We start from the raw sequence: 16,522 nt of genomic DNA, 5'->3' as shown, positions 1-16,522 counted from the left end.
CCACCTATTTCTTATTGTTTTTTCGTCTCCCCGCTCGCTGCGTTGACCTTTTCAGCATCCCAGTACATTTCGCTGAATACGTCCGCGGCCGCGTTAGCCGCACGCTGCAGCTCTTCGAGATTATTATCCACTCCGCCAAACTCGAGCAAAAGCGCTCTATCGGTTAAATCCTGATTGTAAACACCATTATCGCCTGGCGAGCCTTTGGAAAAGACACCTGTGCTAAGTCCGGGGTATTTTTTCTCCATCAGTTTATGAAGCTCACTCGCAATTTTATAGTTTTCTTCGAAGTTTTTGCTTTTTTTCCCGACGACAAAGGCTACCCTGGCATAGCTTTTCCCTTTAATCGTTGCGGTTGTGTCTTTTTTGCGCCGAGAGTCTCTGTGGATGTCAATGATATATTGCAGATTTTTGTTTGAAGCGAGGGCGTCTTTCACGACCGGCCTTGATTCATCATAGGACCTGGCATAGTTTAAGCCTTTTTTATTCAATTTTGACTGTATATCGGTTTTATTCACTGTGGCTCCGATTCCCTGGGATTCAAGCGCTTGTCCGAACATATCTCCTACAAGCGTGACGTTGGCTTTAGAATGGCGCGCCATGTCAGGATCGGTCTCGCCTTTTAATAGAGGGAGATATGATTCCGTATTGTGCGTGTGATAGATAAACACGACCTTTTTATCACCTGTTGTTTGTTTGGGCGGATCTTTTTGCGCATTATCTGATTGCGTTTGCTGTTTTTCAATCTCTGCCAAATTCGCTTCCCTTTCTTCCTCCATCACCTTAGACGGCGGCGGCGATTCCGCAGGCATATTCGTATAATCGGTCCCTTGTCCAGCTAACAAAATCTCGGTATCAAATTGTGCAAACCCCGGCAGCTCCCGACCGAGAAAGCTCCGCGGATCTTCGAGGTTAATGCTCGTCGCCAGCTTTAAAGAAAGACGAGAAAGATGAAATGAGCTGTCTGTTTGAGAGAGGTCAGAAGCGAAATAATGGTTTTCCATCCGCAGCAAATGTGCAAATACGTCACCCGGCAATTCTTCAGCAATCCCATAAAAAGAGTCAGACGACGGCCTAAGTTCCGGCCGGAGAGACGTCAGCACACCGGATAGAACAAAAATCACGATAAGGCTTACGATAAATAGAAAGATGGCTTTTACCGCTTTCCCGCCATTTACCGCAACAACAATTTGTCTGTTTCTGCGTTTATTTCTCATTGAATCCCTCCAGCGCTTGTCTAGTAATTACTCTATGAACAAGCTAGAGGAAGTAGAACTGTTTAGTGATTGTAGGAGCCTTTGTTTTCTTGTGACACTTTTTCATGAAGCGCTGTGTTTAATCCGTTCGCTAAAACATTTGCCATATCGTCGATAAATGAATCGACTTCCTTCGGCGTAACCATTAAGTTGTGCCCTAAAGGCGAAAGCACCTCGTGAATGAGCTGCCGTTTTTCATCTTCTTGAAGGGTTCCGACAATCCCTAGGAACGATTGGCGCTGCTTTTGATCGGGAAGATCTTCTTCAGTGAGCACTTTCTTTTTCCCAAACGTCATGCCTGCCGGAACAAGCGATCTTGATGGCCTGTTATCCTTCATTTCTCTGCCAAAATGTTTTAATATGTAGTCCACCGTGTCGCTGGCAATTGTCACGGCATCAACTACTGTCGGAACACCGATAGCAATCACCGGAACACCAAGCGTGTCTTTGCTTAAATCTTTTCGTTTATTCCCCACTCCAGATCCCGGGTGAATGCCTGTATCCGATATTTGAATGGTTGTGTTGACCCTTTCCACCGCCCGCGCCGCCAACGCATCAATGGCTATGACAAAATCAGGCTTCGATTGCTCAATCACACCTTTAATAATGTCACTTGTTTCGATTCCTGTTATCCCCATTACACCCGGTGCAAATGCACTGACAGGCCTGTAACCCTCCTGTACGTTTTCCGGCTGAAGCTTAAACAAGTGCCTTGTTACCAACAGATTTTCTACTGCCATCGGTCCAAGCGCATCAGGTGTCACGTTCCAGTTGCCGAGCCCAACAATCAAACAGCTCGCATCTTTTGAGATATTAAGGTTTTCAAGAAAAGCTGAGAATTCCTCCGCAAAGACAGCAGAGACCTTCTCCTGCATTTCCGAATCATTCTCCCTGATTCCCTGTGCTTCAAGCGTTAAATAGCGCCCTTCTTTTTTTCCCGAAAGCTCTGCGCCTTCCTTTGTAACATCAACTGTGCGGATTTTAATGCCGCCGTGATCACGCTCTTTTTCAATAAAGCCTTTAATTTCTTTTGTCGGCACAGCCTGCTGATTGGCCATTGCTTCCTTCGTTTCCACTGCCAAATCGGTCCGTATCAAATACTGATTCACATCCAGCTCACTCTTTTTCATACAGGGGCCTCCTTCACATTAAGTACCTATATTGTTGCCATTTGCTGAATGAATCATGCTAAAAAGAGAACCTTCAATGAAAAATACTTTACATTTATATTGCAATCTAAAGGTGTGTTTGATAGAATACAATTTGTTCTATTGTGAAGAAGATTTAACCTTAAGACACTGTGCTACAGGTTGTATCTTAGGAGGTGAAACACATGCCAAACATTAAATCAGCGATTAAACGTACAAAAACAAACAACGAACGCCGCGTTCATAACGCGACAATCAAATCTGCTATGCGTACTGCAATCAAACAAGTTGAAGCTTCTGTTGCCAACAACGAAGCTGACAAAGCGAAAACTGCTCTTACTGAAGCAGCTAAACGTATTGATAAAGCAGTGAAAACAGGTCTTGTACACAAAAATACCGCAGCTCGATACAAATCAAGACTAGCGAAAAAAGTGAACGGACTTTCTGCATAATATAAAAACGATCCTCAATAATGGGGATCGTTTTTTTCATTTCTTTTTAACAGCTGTAAAAGGAACAGTTCGAGCAGAAGCTGCTTGTCCTTTTTCCCGGTTTTCATCTCATAGTCCATGACGGCAAGCTGTTCAATAATTGAACGGAGCTCCTCCTCTGAAAAAAGCCTTGCTTGATCCATCGCCAGCTTTACCCGAAATGGGTGAACTTTTAGATTAGAAGCGATTTGTTTTTGTCCGTATCCCTGTTCCGCGAAGTACTTCGTCTGCAGAATCAGCCGGAACTGGTTCGAAATAAGCGCCATAATTTTGATCGGTTCTTCATTTTGTTTAAGCAAATCATAAAAAATTTGCAGACTCTCAGTTCGTTTTCGGTTGACGATTTTATTGATCAGCTCAAAAATATTTTGTTCAAGGCTTCTAGCAACAAGCATTTTCACATCATCCAGCGTAATTTCTTCACGATCTCCAATAAACGTGCAGAGCTTTTGAATCTCCTGAAAAATCGATGACAGATGTCCATTCACAAGCAGAACCAAATGCTCCGCCGCTTCAGTGCCAATTGTTTTTTGCTCTGTTTTTGCAAGGTTGACAGTAAAGTCTGTTGTCTCCTTTGCGTTTAATTCCTTCGCCTCCATCATAAACGAGTGCTTTTTTAACGCTTTCGTCAGCTTTTTCCGCTCATCAAGCTTTTCATACGGAGCAAGCAGGACAAAGACTGTGTAAGGAGCAGGTGATTGTATATATGATTCAAGCGCACTGACGTTGTGCTCAATTTTTTCTTTTTTCTTTTCACCTGTTAAAAAATATGGATTTTTCACAATGACAAGACGCCGCTCCCCCATAAACGGAAACGTTTCAGCATCTGCAATTGCTTGATCCAGCGGGTCCTCTTCCAGATCAAAAACGGACAGATTGAAATCCTTTGTCTCCTGATCAACGACCGTCTGTCTGATCCTGCTGACGGTTTCTTGCAGCAGATATGTCTCTTTTCCGTATAAACAATAAACCGGATGGACCTCTCCTTTTTTCAGGCTTTTCCACACATCAAATACCATTGTTGTACGACTTCCTCTCTTTCATCATCCCCTTCTATCCTAAATTGAGTTTGCAAAATAGTAAAGAGGAAGCCTGACTGCTGCTTCCCCATTTATATTAAACGCCTGTTCGCAAGCCCCCGGGACAGCTTGTAAAAAGGCGATAATCACCAGAACAGAAAACGTTACCTTAGCTTCTAGATTTTTCAAAACAATTCCATTATACTTAAGTCAGTCAGGAGGGATAAAGTTGAATGATTTTGAAAAAAACGTTCAAAGCAAACGAAATGATGCTGTAGATTCAGCTGTTGGTTTTGTTGTGTCCTTCGGATTTTTCGCCTTCTTGTTTGTCATGGCAACGGTTATTCACCTAGTTGGTTCATAACAGCGACTGCCCGGGCTGCTGATTTCTCGGCAGTCTTTTTTAGTTCGTCTCTGTTATATCTGATGTATCATATGGAGGATAGACAGAAAAGGTTCCAACTCTGTTTTTGTATCTATATTGGATCGTTCCGTTTTGATCTGTTCGCAGCACACGGATAGAATGTCTCTGTAATAGTTGCAGAACTTCTTGATGAGGATGATGGTACCGATTGTTTTTCCCGGCTGAGATAATGGCCGTTTTCGGCTGAAGCTGTTGGATGAATTCTTCACCAGTAGAGCCTTTGCTCCCATGGTGCCCCACCTTTAAGACATCTGCTTTAATATTTGGAAACACGTCCATCACCTCCTGTTCCCCTTCTTTCTCCAGATCACCCGTCAAGATCCAGCTCAGAACGCCCGTCTCCATCCACAGAACGAGAGAGGAATTATTTTTGCTTGCCGGATCAGGTGCTTCAGGTGACAGTACATGGAACTGCAAATCCTTTATTTGCAATACATCGCCTCGCTCCACCTCTTCAATTGTCACTCCCTCTTCTCTGGCTGTCTGCAGCACTTTCTCATCTTTAGGTTCAGAAACGAACCCTTTCGGAATCACGAGGCGCTTTACTTTATGATGCTTCAGCAGAATCTCCGCCTCTCCGATATGATCTTGGTCAGCGTGCGTCAGAATTAAAGCGTCAAGCTGTTTGATTCCCTTAGCAGTTAAAAACGGAATCAGCATCTTTTCCCCCAGTGAAAACGGATGCTGTTTTTCGCGCCAAGGCTCTGACGAGTAAGACAAAGTGCCGCCGGTATCAATTAAGACACGACCCCGCTGATGCGGAGCACCTACAAACATACTGTCACCCTGTCCAATATCTATCATATCCACTTCTCCTTCGGAACTAAGACACGGATATATAAAGAGCAGAAACAGCACCGTGCAGCAAATGCCGCCGGTTACCATCAACTGCGACAAGGAGCGTTTTTCAATCGCCATAAGCAATAGGATGATCGTGACCGTGAATAAAAAAAGCAAAACAGGTGCAGGATGTGCGATCATAATCGTGAACACATCAACATCTGCAATGTTTGTGATTAGCCTATTGGTCCAGCTTATCAATAAATCAAACCAGCTGAAAAACAATCTCCCAAACGAAGCGGAAAGACTTAATAGAAGAACACCTGCTACAGCTCCCGGCAAAATACAGAAGGTATAAAATGGTACCATCAACATATTCATCGGTACGCTGATGATAGAAAACTGATGAAAATGATATAGGAGAATCGGAAGCGAGCCCAGCTGAGCGATGAGTGATACAATTGTCAACTGCCCCAAGGAGGTTTTAACCTGCTGAAAAATAGAAGAGGATAGAATTAAAGAAAAACTGACGGCGAACGATAGCTGAAAACCGGCTTCAAAGAGATGATAAGGATTGAAGAGCAGAAGGACGATGTATGAAAGGCAAATTGCAGTTGCAGAGTGGACACGCCATTTGACAAGACTTCCAGCTAAGTAAACACCCGACATGAGAGCGGCGCGTAGCACTGAAGGAGCAGCGCCGGTCAACATCACATAGAACGGCAGAAATAACAGCAACAGAATTGACGCCTTCTCTCTAGTTATACCAAGGCGGATCATGATATAAAACAAACCTGCTGTCAAAATCCCCACATGGAGTCCTGATATTGCCAAGAGATGGACAACACCAAGCTTTTGATACGCGGTAAGCACTTCATCCTCCACATAAAATCTGTCACCAACTGTAAGTGCCTGTACAATCCCTGCCGAATCAGGAGGCAGAAGGCTGTTTGTGAATGATATGATATGTTTTCTCAAACTGAGCACCTTGTACTTGAAATTTTCAGGTTCGCTGCAGTTTTGGATAGACGTGACAGAGTAGTTCCAATGAATATGCTGCCGATAAAGATACTCGTTATAATCAAATGCACCCGGCACAGTTGCGTGTTTCGGTTCTTCTAATGTACCAGTCAATTCACATGACATTCCTGGTTCTATGTATAACAGCTGTTCTTTTTCACCAGCAGACTGAATGCGATACGCAGCAGCCCATTTTTCCTTATCAGGTGTCTCAACCATCATAGACATACGGTCGCCGTCAATTTTGGGAATAGTGTCAATCACTGCCTTGAATTGATAAGTTCCCTGCCGATAGGAAGAGACATTCTGAGAATCTGTGACTGCATACAGTACAAAAAACAATATAAAAGAGAAGAAACAAACAATAATAAGAAAAGCGTGCCTCGTTTTGATTAAAATGATGAGGAGAAGGAGGATGAAAAGAAAAATAGCGGGGAAATAAGCGGCGGCAGTAATTCCAACCGTTGCCGAAGCTGCCGCCATAGGCAATAACAAACGCGAATTACGCATTCATCACACGTAGCTCGTGAAAAGTGTATTCGCCTGTTCATGTATCTTTTTCAATTCTTCCTCCGCTAAACCGGCATCGGCCAATTTCCCTATAAGACCCGCTACAAATGAAAGCTTTTCTCTGTTTTTCAGATCAACGATCATTTCATCGAGTTCAACCTGTTCAACAGTTACACCCGCCTGTTCAAATAATTCCTGCGCATACGGATGTGTTTTGTAATCCTCAGCATAATAAACCGTTTTGATACCAGCTTGAATAATAGATTTGCAGCATTGAATGCACGGATAATGCGTCACATAAATCTCCGCTCCATCAGTCGGCACCCCAAACTTAGAACATTGAAGAATCGCATTCATTTCAGCGTGAATCGTTCTTGCACAATGATCATCTATCATTAAGCATCCTTCATCTGCACAATGTACGCCGCCCGCGATTGACCCGTTGTAGCCTCCTGCTATCATGCGTTTGTCTCTGACTATAGTAGCGCCGACAGATAATCTCGGACATGTGCTGCGCAGCGCCAATAAATGGCTTTGAGCCATAAAGTATTGATTCCATGAAATTCGTTCCACGTTGTTCCCTCCAAATGTTGTATTGCCTGACCTTTAGTTTACCTATCATAATGCATGACCGTCAAATCACTTTACTGTAATGGAAGACTTTATTTTCTCAAATGACTTTTCACCTATTCCTGAAACCTTAGTGATATCTTCAATTGTTTGGAAACGACCGTTTTCTTCCCGGTATGCAATAATAGCTTCAGCTTTGGATGGCCCCACCCCTGAGATGCCTTGTAACTCCTCTAAGGTTGCTGTATTGATATTCACCAGCGCTCCCTTCCCTCCATCGCTTTGGACAGACCCTCCACCACCACCTTGCTGCACTGCTGTTTCCTCTCCCTTTTTCGGGATGTACACCACTGTCCCGTCCTGCAGAATCTCCGCCAAATTTACTTGCGCTTCGTCTGCTTGTTCACTGGTCCCGCCCGCTTTCTCAATTGCCTGAGATACTCTGTCCCCTGTTCGCATTTCATAAACGCCAGGATGCTGAACAGCACCTTTGATGTCTATCACAATTGTTTCGTTTGACTCGTCGTTGTTTGCTTCCTGCTTTACCACTGTATTTTCTGTCTCTGTTGGTACAGCTTGCTTCACCGGCTCTTTATTTTTCCCTGTGGCCAGAAAGATCATAATCGCTGTGAAAACAGCCGCAGAAGCCGCTAAAATAATTGCTTTCTTATGCTGCTTCAACCAATTCATCGTGCATGTTCCCCGCTTTCGTCATATTTTATTTTCATAACACATATGGTTTAGAGGATAATAGCTCAAAGGAGGGGAAACCATTGAAGATAGGCTTTATCGGCACAGGAAATATGGGTACGATCCTTATCGAATCATTTATTGAATCAAAAGCAGCCGATCCCTCAAACATAACAATCACAAACCGCACAATTGAAAAAGCGTTACACATAAAAAACCGCTACAACAGCATAAACGTTACCGAAAGTCTCGAAAAGCTCGTTTCTGAGAACGAGATGATTTTTATTTGTGTTAAGCCGCTTGATATATATCCTTTACTGGCAAGAGCGTTACCTTATTTAAGAAAAGATCATATTCTCATTTCAATTACTAGCCCCGTTCAAACCGAACAGCTCGAACAATATGTGCCGTGTCAAGTGGCGCGAGTGATCCCAAGTATTACGAACAGAGCGCTGGCAGGTGTTTCTCTCGTCACTTTCGGCACAAGCTGCAGCGAATCTGCAAAAGCGAAAATCAATGAGCTGATGCAGCATATCTCTCATCCGCTGCAAATTGAAAGTGACATCACGAGGGTTGCATCAGACATCGTAAGCTGCGGCCCTGCTTTTATGAGCTATCTGATCCAGCGGTTTATAGATGCAGCTGTTTCGGAGACATCAGTGTCTAAACAGGACGCGATTTTGATGTGTAAGGAAATGCTTGTCGGAATGGGAAAACTGTTAGAAACCGAATTGTATACCCTGCCTGCATTACAGGAAAAGGTTTGCGTTAAAGGCGGTGTAACAGGAGAAGGCATTAAAGCGCTGGAAAGCGGTGTGCAGGATATGTTTCACCGGGTATTTCAAAATACTCATATGAAGTACGAGGAGGATATTTCCGCAGTGAAAAAGCAGTTTCATGTGTAGGCGAGTATGTCATACTTTCGTCTGTACTGCAAAAGCATAAAAAAGCATTTTAAAAAACCATCGTTTTAGGAAACGATGGTTTTTGATTTCTGCGCCTTGAAAAATAGGCGTTCTGATTGTGCTGATGGCTCGGTATCCGTAAAATCAGCTGTCACGCGATGGAGCTGAAAGCCGCAGTTCTTAAGCATTTCTTCGTATTCTTCCACTGGGAACGTTCTTTGCTCGTGTGTCTCATCAAAACGATCATACGCTTCTCCATTCCACACAAAAAACGACATATCATGAATGACAGAAAGCTCGCCACTTCCGGCAAAGCTCTGCCAGATATAGCTGATATCTTCGTCCTGGTCAGCAAATGTGCTATCCGGAAAGACTTCCGCAATTTTATAAGATGAATGGACATCAAACAGCAAAATGCCTTCAGGCTTTAATACCCGAAATACACTTTTAAAGGTTTCGATCACATCATTTTTTGTTTTTAAATAATTTAATGAGTCACAGCATATCACAACAGCGTCAAACTGACCGTCAAAGCCAGTAATCTCTCTCATATCCTGCTGAAGAAATAAAATAGGCTGGCTACTCGATACCTTTTGCTGGGCGAAAGAAAGCATCTCTTCGCTGAGATCGATGCCTGTAACCTCGAAGCCTTTTTCGGCAAGCCGGATGGAGATTTCCCCCGTGCCGCATGCTAGATCGAGAATACGGCCTTTTTCCGGGAGAGATGCTTCAATCCATTCTGTCCATTGATCGTAAGGAGCGTGTGACATTAACTCGTCATACACGCTTGCAAAGCCTTGATAAATCATTGATTCATTCCAAGATCAAGATCTGCGAGCGGAGCGTCTCCCCACAGCTTTTCAAGGTTGTAGTAGCTTCTTTCATCCTTGTGGAAGACATGGACAATCACATCGCCTAGATCAACGAGAACCCATCTTGCTTCATCAAAGCCTTCCATCTTTTTAACTTGAATGCCGTTTTCATCAGCCTGATCCTTGATTTCACGGGCAATCGCCTGTACCTGTTTATCTGAATTTCCGTGGCAGATCAGAAAATAATCAGCAACCAGAGAAATACCTTCCATATCCAGTGCTAAAATATCCTCTGCCCGTTTATCGTCGCAAGCCGCAGCTGCGATCTTTAAAATGGACTTTTGGTTCATTCACAAATTCCTCCTGTTCAGCTGCCAGACACAAGCCAGTTATACGTTAAAAATGTGTCTGGAAAAACCGGTTGATTTTTTTTCATAAGAAAAACCATTGTATTTTTAATGGACTGAATCAGCGCTTGATTCAAATCTGTCTCAGCAAGCTTACGCACCTCATCGACACCGGGAAATGCCCGATTTGGCTCAATGTAATCAGCAACGTAAATGACTTTTTCTAAAAGTGTCATGCCGGGGCGCCCTGAGGTATGATACCTAATGGCGTCAAGAATGTCTTCATCTTGAACCCCTGCCTCTCTTTGGACCAAATAAGCGCCGACCGGAGCGTGCCAGAGCTCCGGATTATGATCCAATAAATGCGCAGGCATTTTTTCTCGCGCAATAATTTGTTTCATTTCTTCTTTCGGGCGGAATTTGGCGTAATCATGAAAGATTGCCGCTGTTTCCGCTTTTTTAGAATCGGCTCCAAAACGCTCCGCAAGTTCGATCGCCGTGTTCATCACGCCAACCGTATGGATATATCGGTGTTCGGTCAATTGCTGCTTCACGCATGCAAGTGCCTCCTCACAATTCATATAAACCATTCTCCTCTACATACTTCTTCACTTTATCAGGGATTAAGTAGTCAGTGGGCTTCTTGCTTTTAAACCGTTCCCTTATCATAGTTGATGATACCTCAAATTCCGGAACGTCTGCAAAGAGAAGCGGATAAGGGGTTTCAACATGAAAACCGGGGCGCTTTACTCCAATAAATTGAATGAGGTTCAGCAGCTCGTCCAGCTTATACCATTTCGGCAAATATTCAACCATATCAGCGCCGATAATAAAGAACAGCTGATCATTTGGATAACGCTGCTTCAGTAAAGAAACGGTATCAAAGGTATATGATGGCCCTTCTCTTTCCATTTCAACAAGCTCCAGCTTAAAGGACGGATTAGATTGAATTGCAAGCTTTAGCATTTCCACGCGATGAAAGCTGTCGGTATAGTCTTCGTTCTGTTTATGCGGCGGAATTTGATTAGGCATAAACCAAATTTCATCAAGCCCTGCCTGGTACAGCACCTCATTCGCCATTAAGAGGTGACCATTATGCGGAGGGTCAAACGTGCCTCCGAAAATTCCGATTTTCTTCATTTCAACCACCTTTAAGGAAGCTCGATTTGTTTATTTTCCTTTGATTCCTTATATAACACAATCGTATTGCCGATTGTCTGCACCAATTGAGAGCGGCTTCCTTTTACAAGAGCTTCCGCTACATCGTTTTTATCCTCTTCGCAATTCTGAAGCACGCTGACTTTAATGAGCTCTCTCGCTTCAAGCGCCTCAGCAATTTGTTTAATCATGTTGTCGTTTACTCCGCCTTTACCTACTTGAAAAATCGGCGTTAAATGATGCGCTTTTGAACGCAAAAAACGTTTTTGTTTACCTGTTAACATTCTGTTCCTCCTAATTTTCCTATTACAATGGATCTCATTTTTTCAATATTAGGCTCTTGTCCAGTCCACAATTGGAAAGACAATGCTGCCTGTTCAACAAACATGCCCACACCGTCGAGTGTTTTCAAGCCTTTTTGGCTTGCTTCTTTTAAAAGGGCCGTCTGTATTGGATTATACACGATATCACATACGACGGCACTGCTCGCGGCACGCTGTAATGAAAGCGGCACATCGTCCACGTTCGGATACATGCCCACAGACGTTGTATGGATGATAACATCATACTGCTCAAGACGTTCTTCTGCTTCTTTTATGCTTAATACTTCTTTATTGTGAAACGAGGGAGTAGCTTCTGTAAGCCGCTTTGCTTTTTCTAACGTCCGGTTGCAAATGTCAAATTTTTTCGGGGTATTTCGGACAATTGTTGTAAAAATGGCTCTCGCCGCTCCGCCAGCGCCGATCATTAAGAATGACAGTTCAGAGATGGGCTTGTCTAATACCTTCATTAATGACTTCACGAAGCCTTCCCCATCGGTATTGTATCCGACAAGCTTATCTCCCTCTCTTCTGACCGTGTTTACGGCACCGAGCACTTTTGCACTCTCATCAATATGATCCAGATAATCCATAATGGAAACCTTGTGCGGAACAGTCACATTGATTCCTTGTACGCCTAGAGCTCTTATTCCTTTTACCGCATCCTCCAGATCATTCTCTTCTACCTTGAAGGCATGATAATGTCCGTCAAGCCCGAGGTCTTTCAATGATGCGTTATGAATATCAGGTGACATAGAATGGCCAATCGGATTTCCGATAACCCCGTACAGCTTTTTCATACTCCTCTCCCCTTTTCTTAAATTAATGAACGTCGAACAAATACATGAACGCCTTTTGGCGCGTATGCAGTTACCTTTTTATCGGCGTCATGGACAGTAACCCAGCCTAACCCAGAGAAAACGATATCTGTCTTTTTGTCTTTTATCGTAAACGTATGGGCGACCAATTCCGGAAACTCATCCATTTCATCTTTACCCGGAGGTGTGAGCAATTCCCCTGCATGCTTTTCATAAAGCGCGTCTGCATTTTCAAGTTTTGTTCTATGAATCATCAGCTCATTCGGCATATAGCAAATAAAAGGAGATCTTTCCCCAGACACATAATCAAACCTTGCAAGTCCGCCAAAATACAGTGTTTGCTGATCATTAAGCTGGAATGTGCGAGGCTTCAGCTCCTTTTTAGGAGATAATATTTTCAGATCCTTTTTATTGACATAATGCGCCATTTGATGGTTGTTGATAATTCCCGGTGTATCATAAAGCGATGAACCGTCATCCAGCGGGATTTCAATCGCATCAAGGGTTGTGCCAGGAAATTGGGATGTTGTAATAATATCTTCTTCACCTGACACTTCTTTAATAATCCGGTTAATAAAGGTTGACTTTCCTACATTTGTACATCCGACAACATAGACGTCTTTTCCATTGCGGTAATGCTCAATCGCGTCAATTACTTCTCTGATTCCCTGGCCGCGTCCCGCACTAACCAAAAATACGTCAACCGGTTTTAAGCCAAGCTCTTTCGCTTCACGCTTCATCCATTGGATCAGACGTTCTCTTTTCAGTGACTTAGGCAAAATATCCGCTTTATTGCCAACTAATAAGATAGGGTTTCCCCCCACCAAGCGCTGCAGCCCATTAATCCAGCTGCCGTTAAAATCAAAAATATCAACAATTTTTACGACAAGAGAGTCCGTTTCTCCAATACCGTGAAGAATGTTCAAAAAATCATCATCAGTTAAGGAGACATCTTGTATTTCATTATAGTTTTTCAGTCTGAAGCAACGCTGGCAAATCACATTTTCTTTCGTAAGCGATGCAGGCGGCGCGTACCCCAAACCTGTTTTGTCCTCGGTTTGGATCGTAACTCCGCACCCGATACAAACAACCTTTTCCATTTCTTACTCCTCCCACTGAATGTGCCCTTTTCGTTTGAGAGCACTCAGTATTCTGCGTTCGACCTGGCGGTTAAAGCGCGTAATGAATCCGTCAGAGGAAGCGACTGGCACGACCAAAATCGTATGGTAGCCGTTTCGGTTTCCCCCGAGTACATCGGTCAGCAGCTGGTCTCCGATGACAACGCAGTCCTCTTTTTTCAGCTCCATATTGCGCACCGCTCTATTAAAGGCTTTACCCATCGGTTTTCTTGCTTTATAGATGAATGGGATTCCAAGCGGTTCTGAGAAAAGTTTCACTCTTCTTTCGTTATTATTAGAGACAATTGTCACTTTAATGCCGTGTTCCTTCATTTCTTCAAACCACTCGATCAATCGCGGCGTCGCATTCGGTCTGTCCCATTCAACAAGCGTATTATCCAGGTCAGTAATAATCCCTTTTACATTTCGTTCCTTTAATTTCTCAGGTGTAATATGAAAAATATTTTTTACAAACTCGTCAGGTAAAAAAAACTTTTTTAACAAAACCCGCACCCTTCCCTTTTTCTTTCTTTCAAAATGATTGTCGAAAAAAATCGAACTTGCGCCTAAAGAAAAACTGAGCAAAAAAATTTCGACAAAAATTGGGTTTCTTCACCAGGTGTGGATAAATTTACACACACTATCCACTCTTATTACATCACTCTTTAGACAAATTATAAACACGATACTCACAAGTTATCCACTTTTTGGTGTGGATAACAGAACGATTGTTCTTATATGCATTTCATGGTAGATTAAAGATAACTTCAACCTCAGATGAACGCAACTTATCATTGTATGCGTTAAAATCATGAATGATTCCAACTTTTAAGGAGGTGCCTCTCCCATTAATTGGGTTCCTAGCATGAGAAAACTGTCTGATGAATTACTAATAGAATCTTATTTCAAAGCCACCGAAATGAATTTAAACCGTGACTTTATCGAGTTAATTGAAAACGAAATAAAAAGAAGATCGCTCGGACATATTATTTCCGTATCTTCTTAATAGGAATTTGTCTATTTTTTCCGGGCGTATTTCCTTTTTTTACTCAGATGACTGATATTATATCACTTTGGCTGCGCGCTTTACTACTACTTTCAGCAAAAAACACCCCTAAAAAGAGGTGTTTTAAAGGGCCGGTTATTATGCTAACCAGTATATGCCGCCCACAACCAGGAGAACAACAACTAAAACAACAATAAAAGCGTATCCATATGCTCTGCCTGCGCCATACATGTGAAGCGCCTCCTTAATAAGGTTTTATAACAGCCTATGTAGGAGAAATAAATCGGACTAGGCGGTTGTCCGGCTCAACGCTGCAGGATCTGCCCATCTTGTATTCCTTCATATACGATCCTTGCCCCTTTAGGTGTCATATGATTTCCAGAAGGATCTATAAGACCAGATTGGATAAGCGCTTCATCAGTTGCTTTTCCGCCGTCTGCTTCTATAAAATGCTTCCAGTTATCTACAAGAGGGACATCCAGGCGCTTCGACACATCTCTTGTAATATCGTTATATGAGTTGTGCCATTTCCTTGCTCCGCCTTTTGGTTCAAAAGCAGCTGCTTGATATCTGGAATAGTAAAACAAATGATGCTTCCCATTACCTTCTATAATTGGGATACACGTCATTAAGATTGGCTTGATCCCGTGTTTTCTGCTTTCTTCAATAAAATAAACCAGATTTTCTCTAAAACGCTGCTTCGACACTCTCGGTTTCCCCTCAGTCAGTATGGCAGCGTCATTGGTGCCGAACATAATAAACAAATACTTCGGTTTTTGATCCAGCACATCTGTCTGAAATCGGAGACGGGCATCCTCTGTCGTCTGTCCGCCGATTCCCGCATTGAGTATATCAAGGTTACCGCGCTCAGCTGTTTTTAATATATTGACCCACTGCTGTGCTTTTGGATAATCGCGATAATCCCAATTAGAGCCACGCGTATTGCTGTCACCAAATGCTACAACGTCTTCGTATCCCCTTCCCTCGCATCCTGCTGTAACGAACAGCAGAAGGAAAAGGATGATAAAATGTTTCATCTTTACACCCCCAAAAGCCTCACCTTAATGTTATACCTCTGTTTCTCTTCGTTCAATGAAGAGTTTTTCGCTATCACTGTTTTTTCCTATAGTTAACGTGTCCCCCTCAGTGAATATCATTCTGCTTTCATTGCGGCGCAGCTGATGATTTTTTGAAATTCCCTTCTTTCCAATCTGAAAAACACACAAACCAAAGAAAAGAAAATAACCTGAATCCGCACTGGAAACAGGTTATCCGTTAAATCCTGCATTTACTTTAACTTCGATTTAAGCTTGGCCTTTGTTTTTGGCCCATAAATCCCGTCTGCAGTTAATCCGTTCATGAGCTGAAAACGCTTGACGGCATTCGCTGTTTTCGGTCCGTAAACTCCATCTATGCCATTGTTTTTGGCTCCCTTATCAGGGTAAAAGTGAAGTGCAGCTAAAGCCTTTTGCAGCTGGAGAATGTTTGTGCCCTTTCGATAAGGCGAAGTGAGCTTTATAACCCCAGACGGCAGAGGATATGATGGTAAAGGTTCTTTTGGAGGTGTATCCGAGGAAGAAATTCCGTTTATAAAAGAGTTCCAGTGGTTCAAGAGTTTCCGCGGACATTCTTTCCCGGACCATTTTTTGTGGGGAACAACACGATGTAACGGAATATTGTTTTCCTTCATCAGCTTTCTGATCAGCCACTGGGCATTTGATGTTGCTTTTTCAAAATCGCCATCAGCATTTTCGCAGATTTCAATCCCGATCGATTTGCGGTTTCCTGTCCCGTTTGTACCGTCTCCCGCATGCCAGCCGTTTTCATCTATCGGGAGATGCTGATAAATGACTGAATCGTCAACTGTAAAATGCCAGCTTTCGGATGTGCTCGGGTTTTTCACAAAATTGGCGTGCATTTTCGCATCAGCGCCTTTTGCTGTATTCGCTGTATTATGCACCGTAATATAAGCAGGCGTCATCGCATAGCCAGGACGATTATCATTTGATACCGGTATAAAATCCTTTTTTATGGTTACCATTTCTATCCCTCCCTATTAATAAGAATGCAGAAAACAGAGAGATGGACAGCCTTTTTTATAAGGTTAAAAAGAATTGTGTTCTCAACCTG

At 43.0% G+C, this 16,522-nt stretch carries 21 protein-coding genes; 4 read left to right on the top strand and 17 right to left on the bottom strand.

Features of this window, described 5'->3' with window-relative positions; genetic code table 11:
• Positions 1–11 precede the first annotated feature (11 nt).
• Both spoIIP and gpr read right to left on the bottom strand, forming a co-directional pair.
• Entirely contained in the window at positions 12–1,217 is a 1,206-nt protein-coding gene (gene spoIIP / locus MKY10_RS08965) for a spore autolysin SpoIIP (protein WP_014477383.1), read from the bottom strand.
• A gap of 62 nt (positions 1,218–1,279) precedes the next feature.
• Positions 1,280–2,386, bottom strand: coding sequence for a GPR endopeptidase (gene gpr / locus MKY10_RS08960; protein ID WP_014480309.1), 1,107 nt, complete (start codon positions 2,384–2,386; stop codon positions 1,280–1,282).
• Between the two features lie 203 nt (positions 2,387–2,589).
• Here gpr and rpsT point away from each other — a divergent pair, with 203 nt between their 5' ends.
• A complete protein-coding gene (gene rpsT, locus MKY10_RS08955) occupies positions 2,590–2,856 on the top strand; it encodes a 30S ribosomal protein S20 (RefSeq protein WP_003229989.1) in 267 nt (88 codons plus the stop codon).
• Between the two features lie 14 nt (positions 2,857–2,870).
• Here the strand turns inward: rpsT and holA are convergent, their stop codons facing one another.
• Both holA and MKY10_RS08945 read right to left on the bottom strand, forming a co-directional pair.
• Positions 2,871–3,914: a DNA polymerase III subunit delta gene (holA, locus tag MKY10_RS08950; protein WP_015251674.1), complete on the bottom strand. Its 1,044-nt coding sequence runs from the start codon at positions 3,912–3,914 to the stop codon at positions 2,871–2,873.
• Positions 3,915–3,953: 39 nt separating this feature from the next.
• Entirely contained in the window at positions 3,954–4,103 is a 150-nt protein-coding gene (locus tag MKY10_RS08945; RefSeq protein ID WP_003229985.1) for a hypothetical protein, read from the bottom strand.
• 40 nt (positions 4,104–4,143) lie between these two features.
• Between MKY10_RS08945 and MKY10_RS08940 the strand changes: the two genes are divergently transcribed.
• Positions 4,144–4,278, top strand: a complete 135-nt coding sequence (locus tag MKY10_RS08940; RefSeq protein WP_003229983.1) for a YqzM family protein — start codon at positions 4,144–4,146, stop codon at positions 4,276–4,278.
• 39 nt (positions 4,279–4,317) lie between these two features.
• Here the strand turns inward: MKY10_RS08940 and MKY10_RS08935 are convergent, their stop codons facing one another.
• The 3 genes from MKY10_RS08935 to comEA all read right to left on the bottom strand — a co-directional run bounded on the left by MKY10_RS08935 (position 4,318) and on the right by comEA (position 7,908).
• Positions 4,318–6,648: a DNA internalization-related competence protein ComEC/Rec2 gene (locus MKY10_RS08935; RefSeq protein WP_339226406.1), complete on the bottom strand. Its 2,331-nt coding sequence runs from the start codon at positions 6,646–6,648 to the stop codon at positions 4,318–4,320.
• A 3-nt stretch (positions 6,649–6,651) separates the two neighbouring features.
• The gene (locus MKY10_RS08930) at positions 6,652–7,221 is read right to left on the bottom strand and encodes a ComE operon protein 2 (protein WP_003229978.1); all 570 of its coding nucleotides are present in this window, start codon (positions 7,219–7,221) and stop codon (positions 6,652–6,654) included.
• A gap of 66 nt (positions 7,222–7,287) precedes the next feature.
• Positions 7,288–7,908 carry a competence protein ComEA gene (gene comEA, locus MKY10_RS08925; RefSeq protein ID WP_024572262.1) on the bottom strand — a complete coding sequence of 207 codons (621 nt, stop codon included), beginning with the start codon at positions 7,906–7,908 and terminating at the stop codon, positions 7,288–7,290.
• Between the two features lie 83 nt (positions 7,909–7,991).
• Between comEA and comER the strand changes: the two genes are divergently transcribed.
• Positions 7,992–8,813, top strand: coding sequence for a late competence protein ComER (gene comER / locus MKY10_RS08920; RefSeq protein ID WP_024572261.1), 822 nt, complete (start codon positions 7,992–7,994; stop codon positions 8,811–8,813).
• A 65-nt stretch (positions 8,814–8,878) separates the two neighbouring features.
• On the opposite strand, the gene MKY10_RS08915 is transcribed toward comER, so the two are convergent.
• Genes MKY10_RS08915 through MKY10_RS08880 form a run of 8 tightly spaced genes read right to left on the bottom strand, consistent with a single transcriptional unit; the run spans position 8,879 to position 13,890 of the window.
• The gene (locus MKY10_RS08915) at positions 8,879–9,622 is read right to left on the bottom strand and encodes a class I SAM-dependent methyltransferase (protein ID WP_029946669.1); all 744 of its coding nucleotides are present in this window, start codon (positions 9,620–9,622) and stop codon (positions 8,879–8,881) included.
• Positions 9,619–9,975: a ribosome silencing factor gene (gene rsfS / locus MKY10_RS08910; RefSeq protein ID WP_014480315.1), complete on the bottom strand. Its 357-nt coding sequence runs from the start codon at positions 9,973–9,975 to the stop codon at positions 9,619–9,621. The genes MKY10_RS08915 and rsfS overlap by 4 nt, the downstream gene beginning before the upstream one ends.
• 17 nt (positions 9,976–9,992) lie before the next feature.
• Positions 9,993–10,553 carry a bis(5'-nucleosyl)-tetraphosphatase (symmetrical) YqeK gene (yqeK, locus tag MKY10_RS08905; protein WP_048655098.1) on the bottom strand — a complete coding sequence of 187 codons (561 nt, stop codon included), beginning with the start codon at positions 10,551–10,553 and terminating at the stop codon, positions 9,993–9,995.
• Positions 10,543–11,112, bottom strand: coding sequence for a nicotinate-nucleotide adenylyltransferase (locus MKY10_RS08900; protein WP_048655097.1), 570 nt, complete (start codon positions 11,110–11,112; stop codon positions 10,543–10,545). The genes yqeK and MKY10_RS08900 overlap by 11 nt, the downstream gene beginning before the upstream one ends.
• Positions 11,113–11,123: 11 nt before the next feature.
• Positions 11,124–11,414 (bottom strand): ribosome assembly RNA-binding protein YhbY, encoded by a 291-nt coding sequence (gene yhbY / locus MKY10_RS08895; protein ID WP_003226133.1) that lies wholly within the window; start codon positions 11,412–11,414, stop codon positions 11,124–11,126.
• Positions 11,408–12,250: a shikimate dehydrogenase gene (gene aroE / locus MKY10_RS08890; protein ID WP_003229967.1), complete on the bottom strand. Its 843-nt coding sequence runs from the start codon at positions 12,248–12,250 to the stop codon at positions 11,408–11,410. The genes yhbY and aroE overlap by 7 nt, the downstream gene beginning before the upstream one ends.
• Before the next feature lie 17 nt (positions 12,251–12,267).
• Positions 12,268–13,368, bottom strand: a complete 1,101-nt coding sequence (yqeH, locus tag MKY10_RS08885; RefSeq protein ID WP_003229966.1) for a ribosome biogenesis GTPase YqeH — start codon at positions 13,366–13,368, stop codon at positions 12,268–12,270.
• A gap of 3 nt (positions 13,369–13,371) precedes the next feature.
• On the bottom strand, positions 13,372–13,890 hold the full coding sequence (locus tag MKY10_RS08880) for a YqeG family HAD IIIA-type phosphatase (RefSeq protein ID WP_003226126.1): 519 nt from the start codon (positions 13,888–13,890) through the stop codon (positions 13,372–13,374).
• 361 nt (positions 13,891–14,251) lie between these two features.
• Between MKY10_RS08880 and MKY10_RS08875 the strand changes: the two genes are divergently transcribed.
• On the top strand, positions 14,252–14,392 hold the full coding sequence (locus tag MKY10_RS08875) for a sporulation histidine kinase inhibitor Sda (RefSeq protein ID WP_003226124.1): 141 nt from the start codon (positions 14,252–14,254) through the stop codon (positions 14,390–14,392).
• 305 nt (positions 14,393–14,697) lie between these two features.
• Here the strand turns inward: MKY10_RS08875 and MKY10_RS08870 are convergent, their stop codons facing one another.
• Entirely contained in the window at positions 14,698–15,429 is a 732-nt protein-coding gene (locus MKY10_RS08870) for an SGNH/GDSL hydrolase family protein (RefSeq protein ID WP_003229964.1), read from the bottom strand.
• Between the two features lie 251 nt (positions 15,430–15,680).
• Positions 15,681–16,433: an N-acetylmuramoyl-L-alanine amidase CwlH gene (gene cwlH, locus MKY10_RS08865; RefSeq protein ID WP_015251672.1), complete on the bottom strand. Its 753-nt coding sequence runs from the start codon at positions 16,431–16,433 to the stop codon at positions 15,681–15,683.
• Between the last annotated feature and the right edge of the window lie 89 nt (positions 16,434–16,522).

This window comes from Bacillus sp. FSL P4-0290 (assembly GCF_037975435.1).
Lineage (GTDB): Bacteria > Bacillota > Bacilli > Bacillales > Bacillaceae > Bacillus > Bacillus subtilis.
The sequence above is the reverse complement of the archived record's forward strand: the minus strand, read 5'-3'. Positions and strand labels throughout refer to the sequence as shown.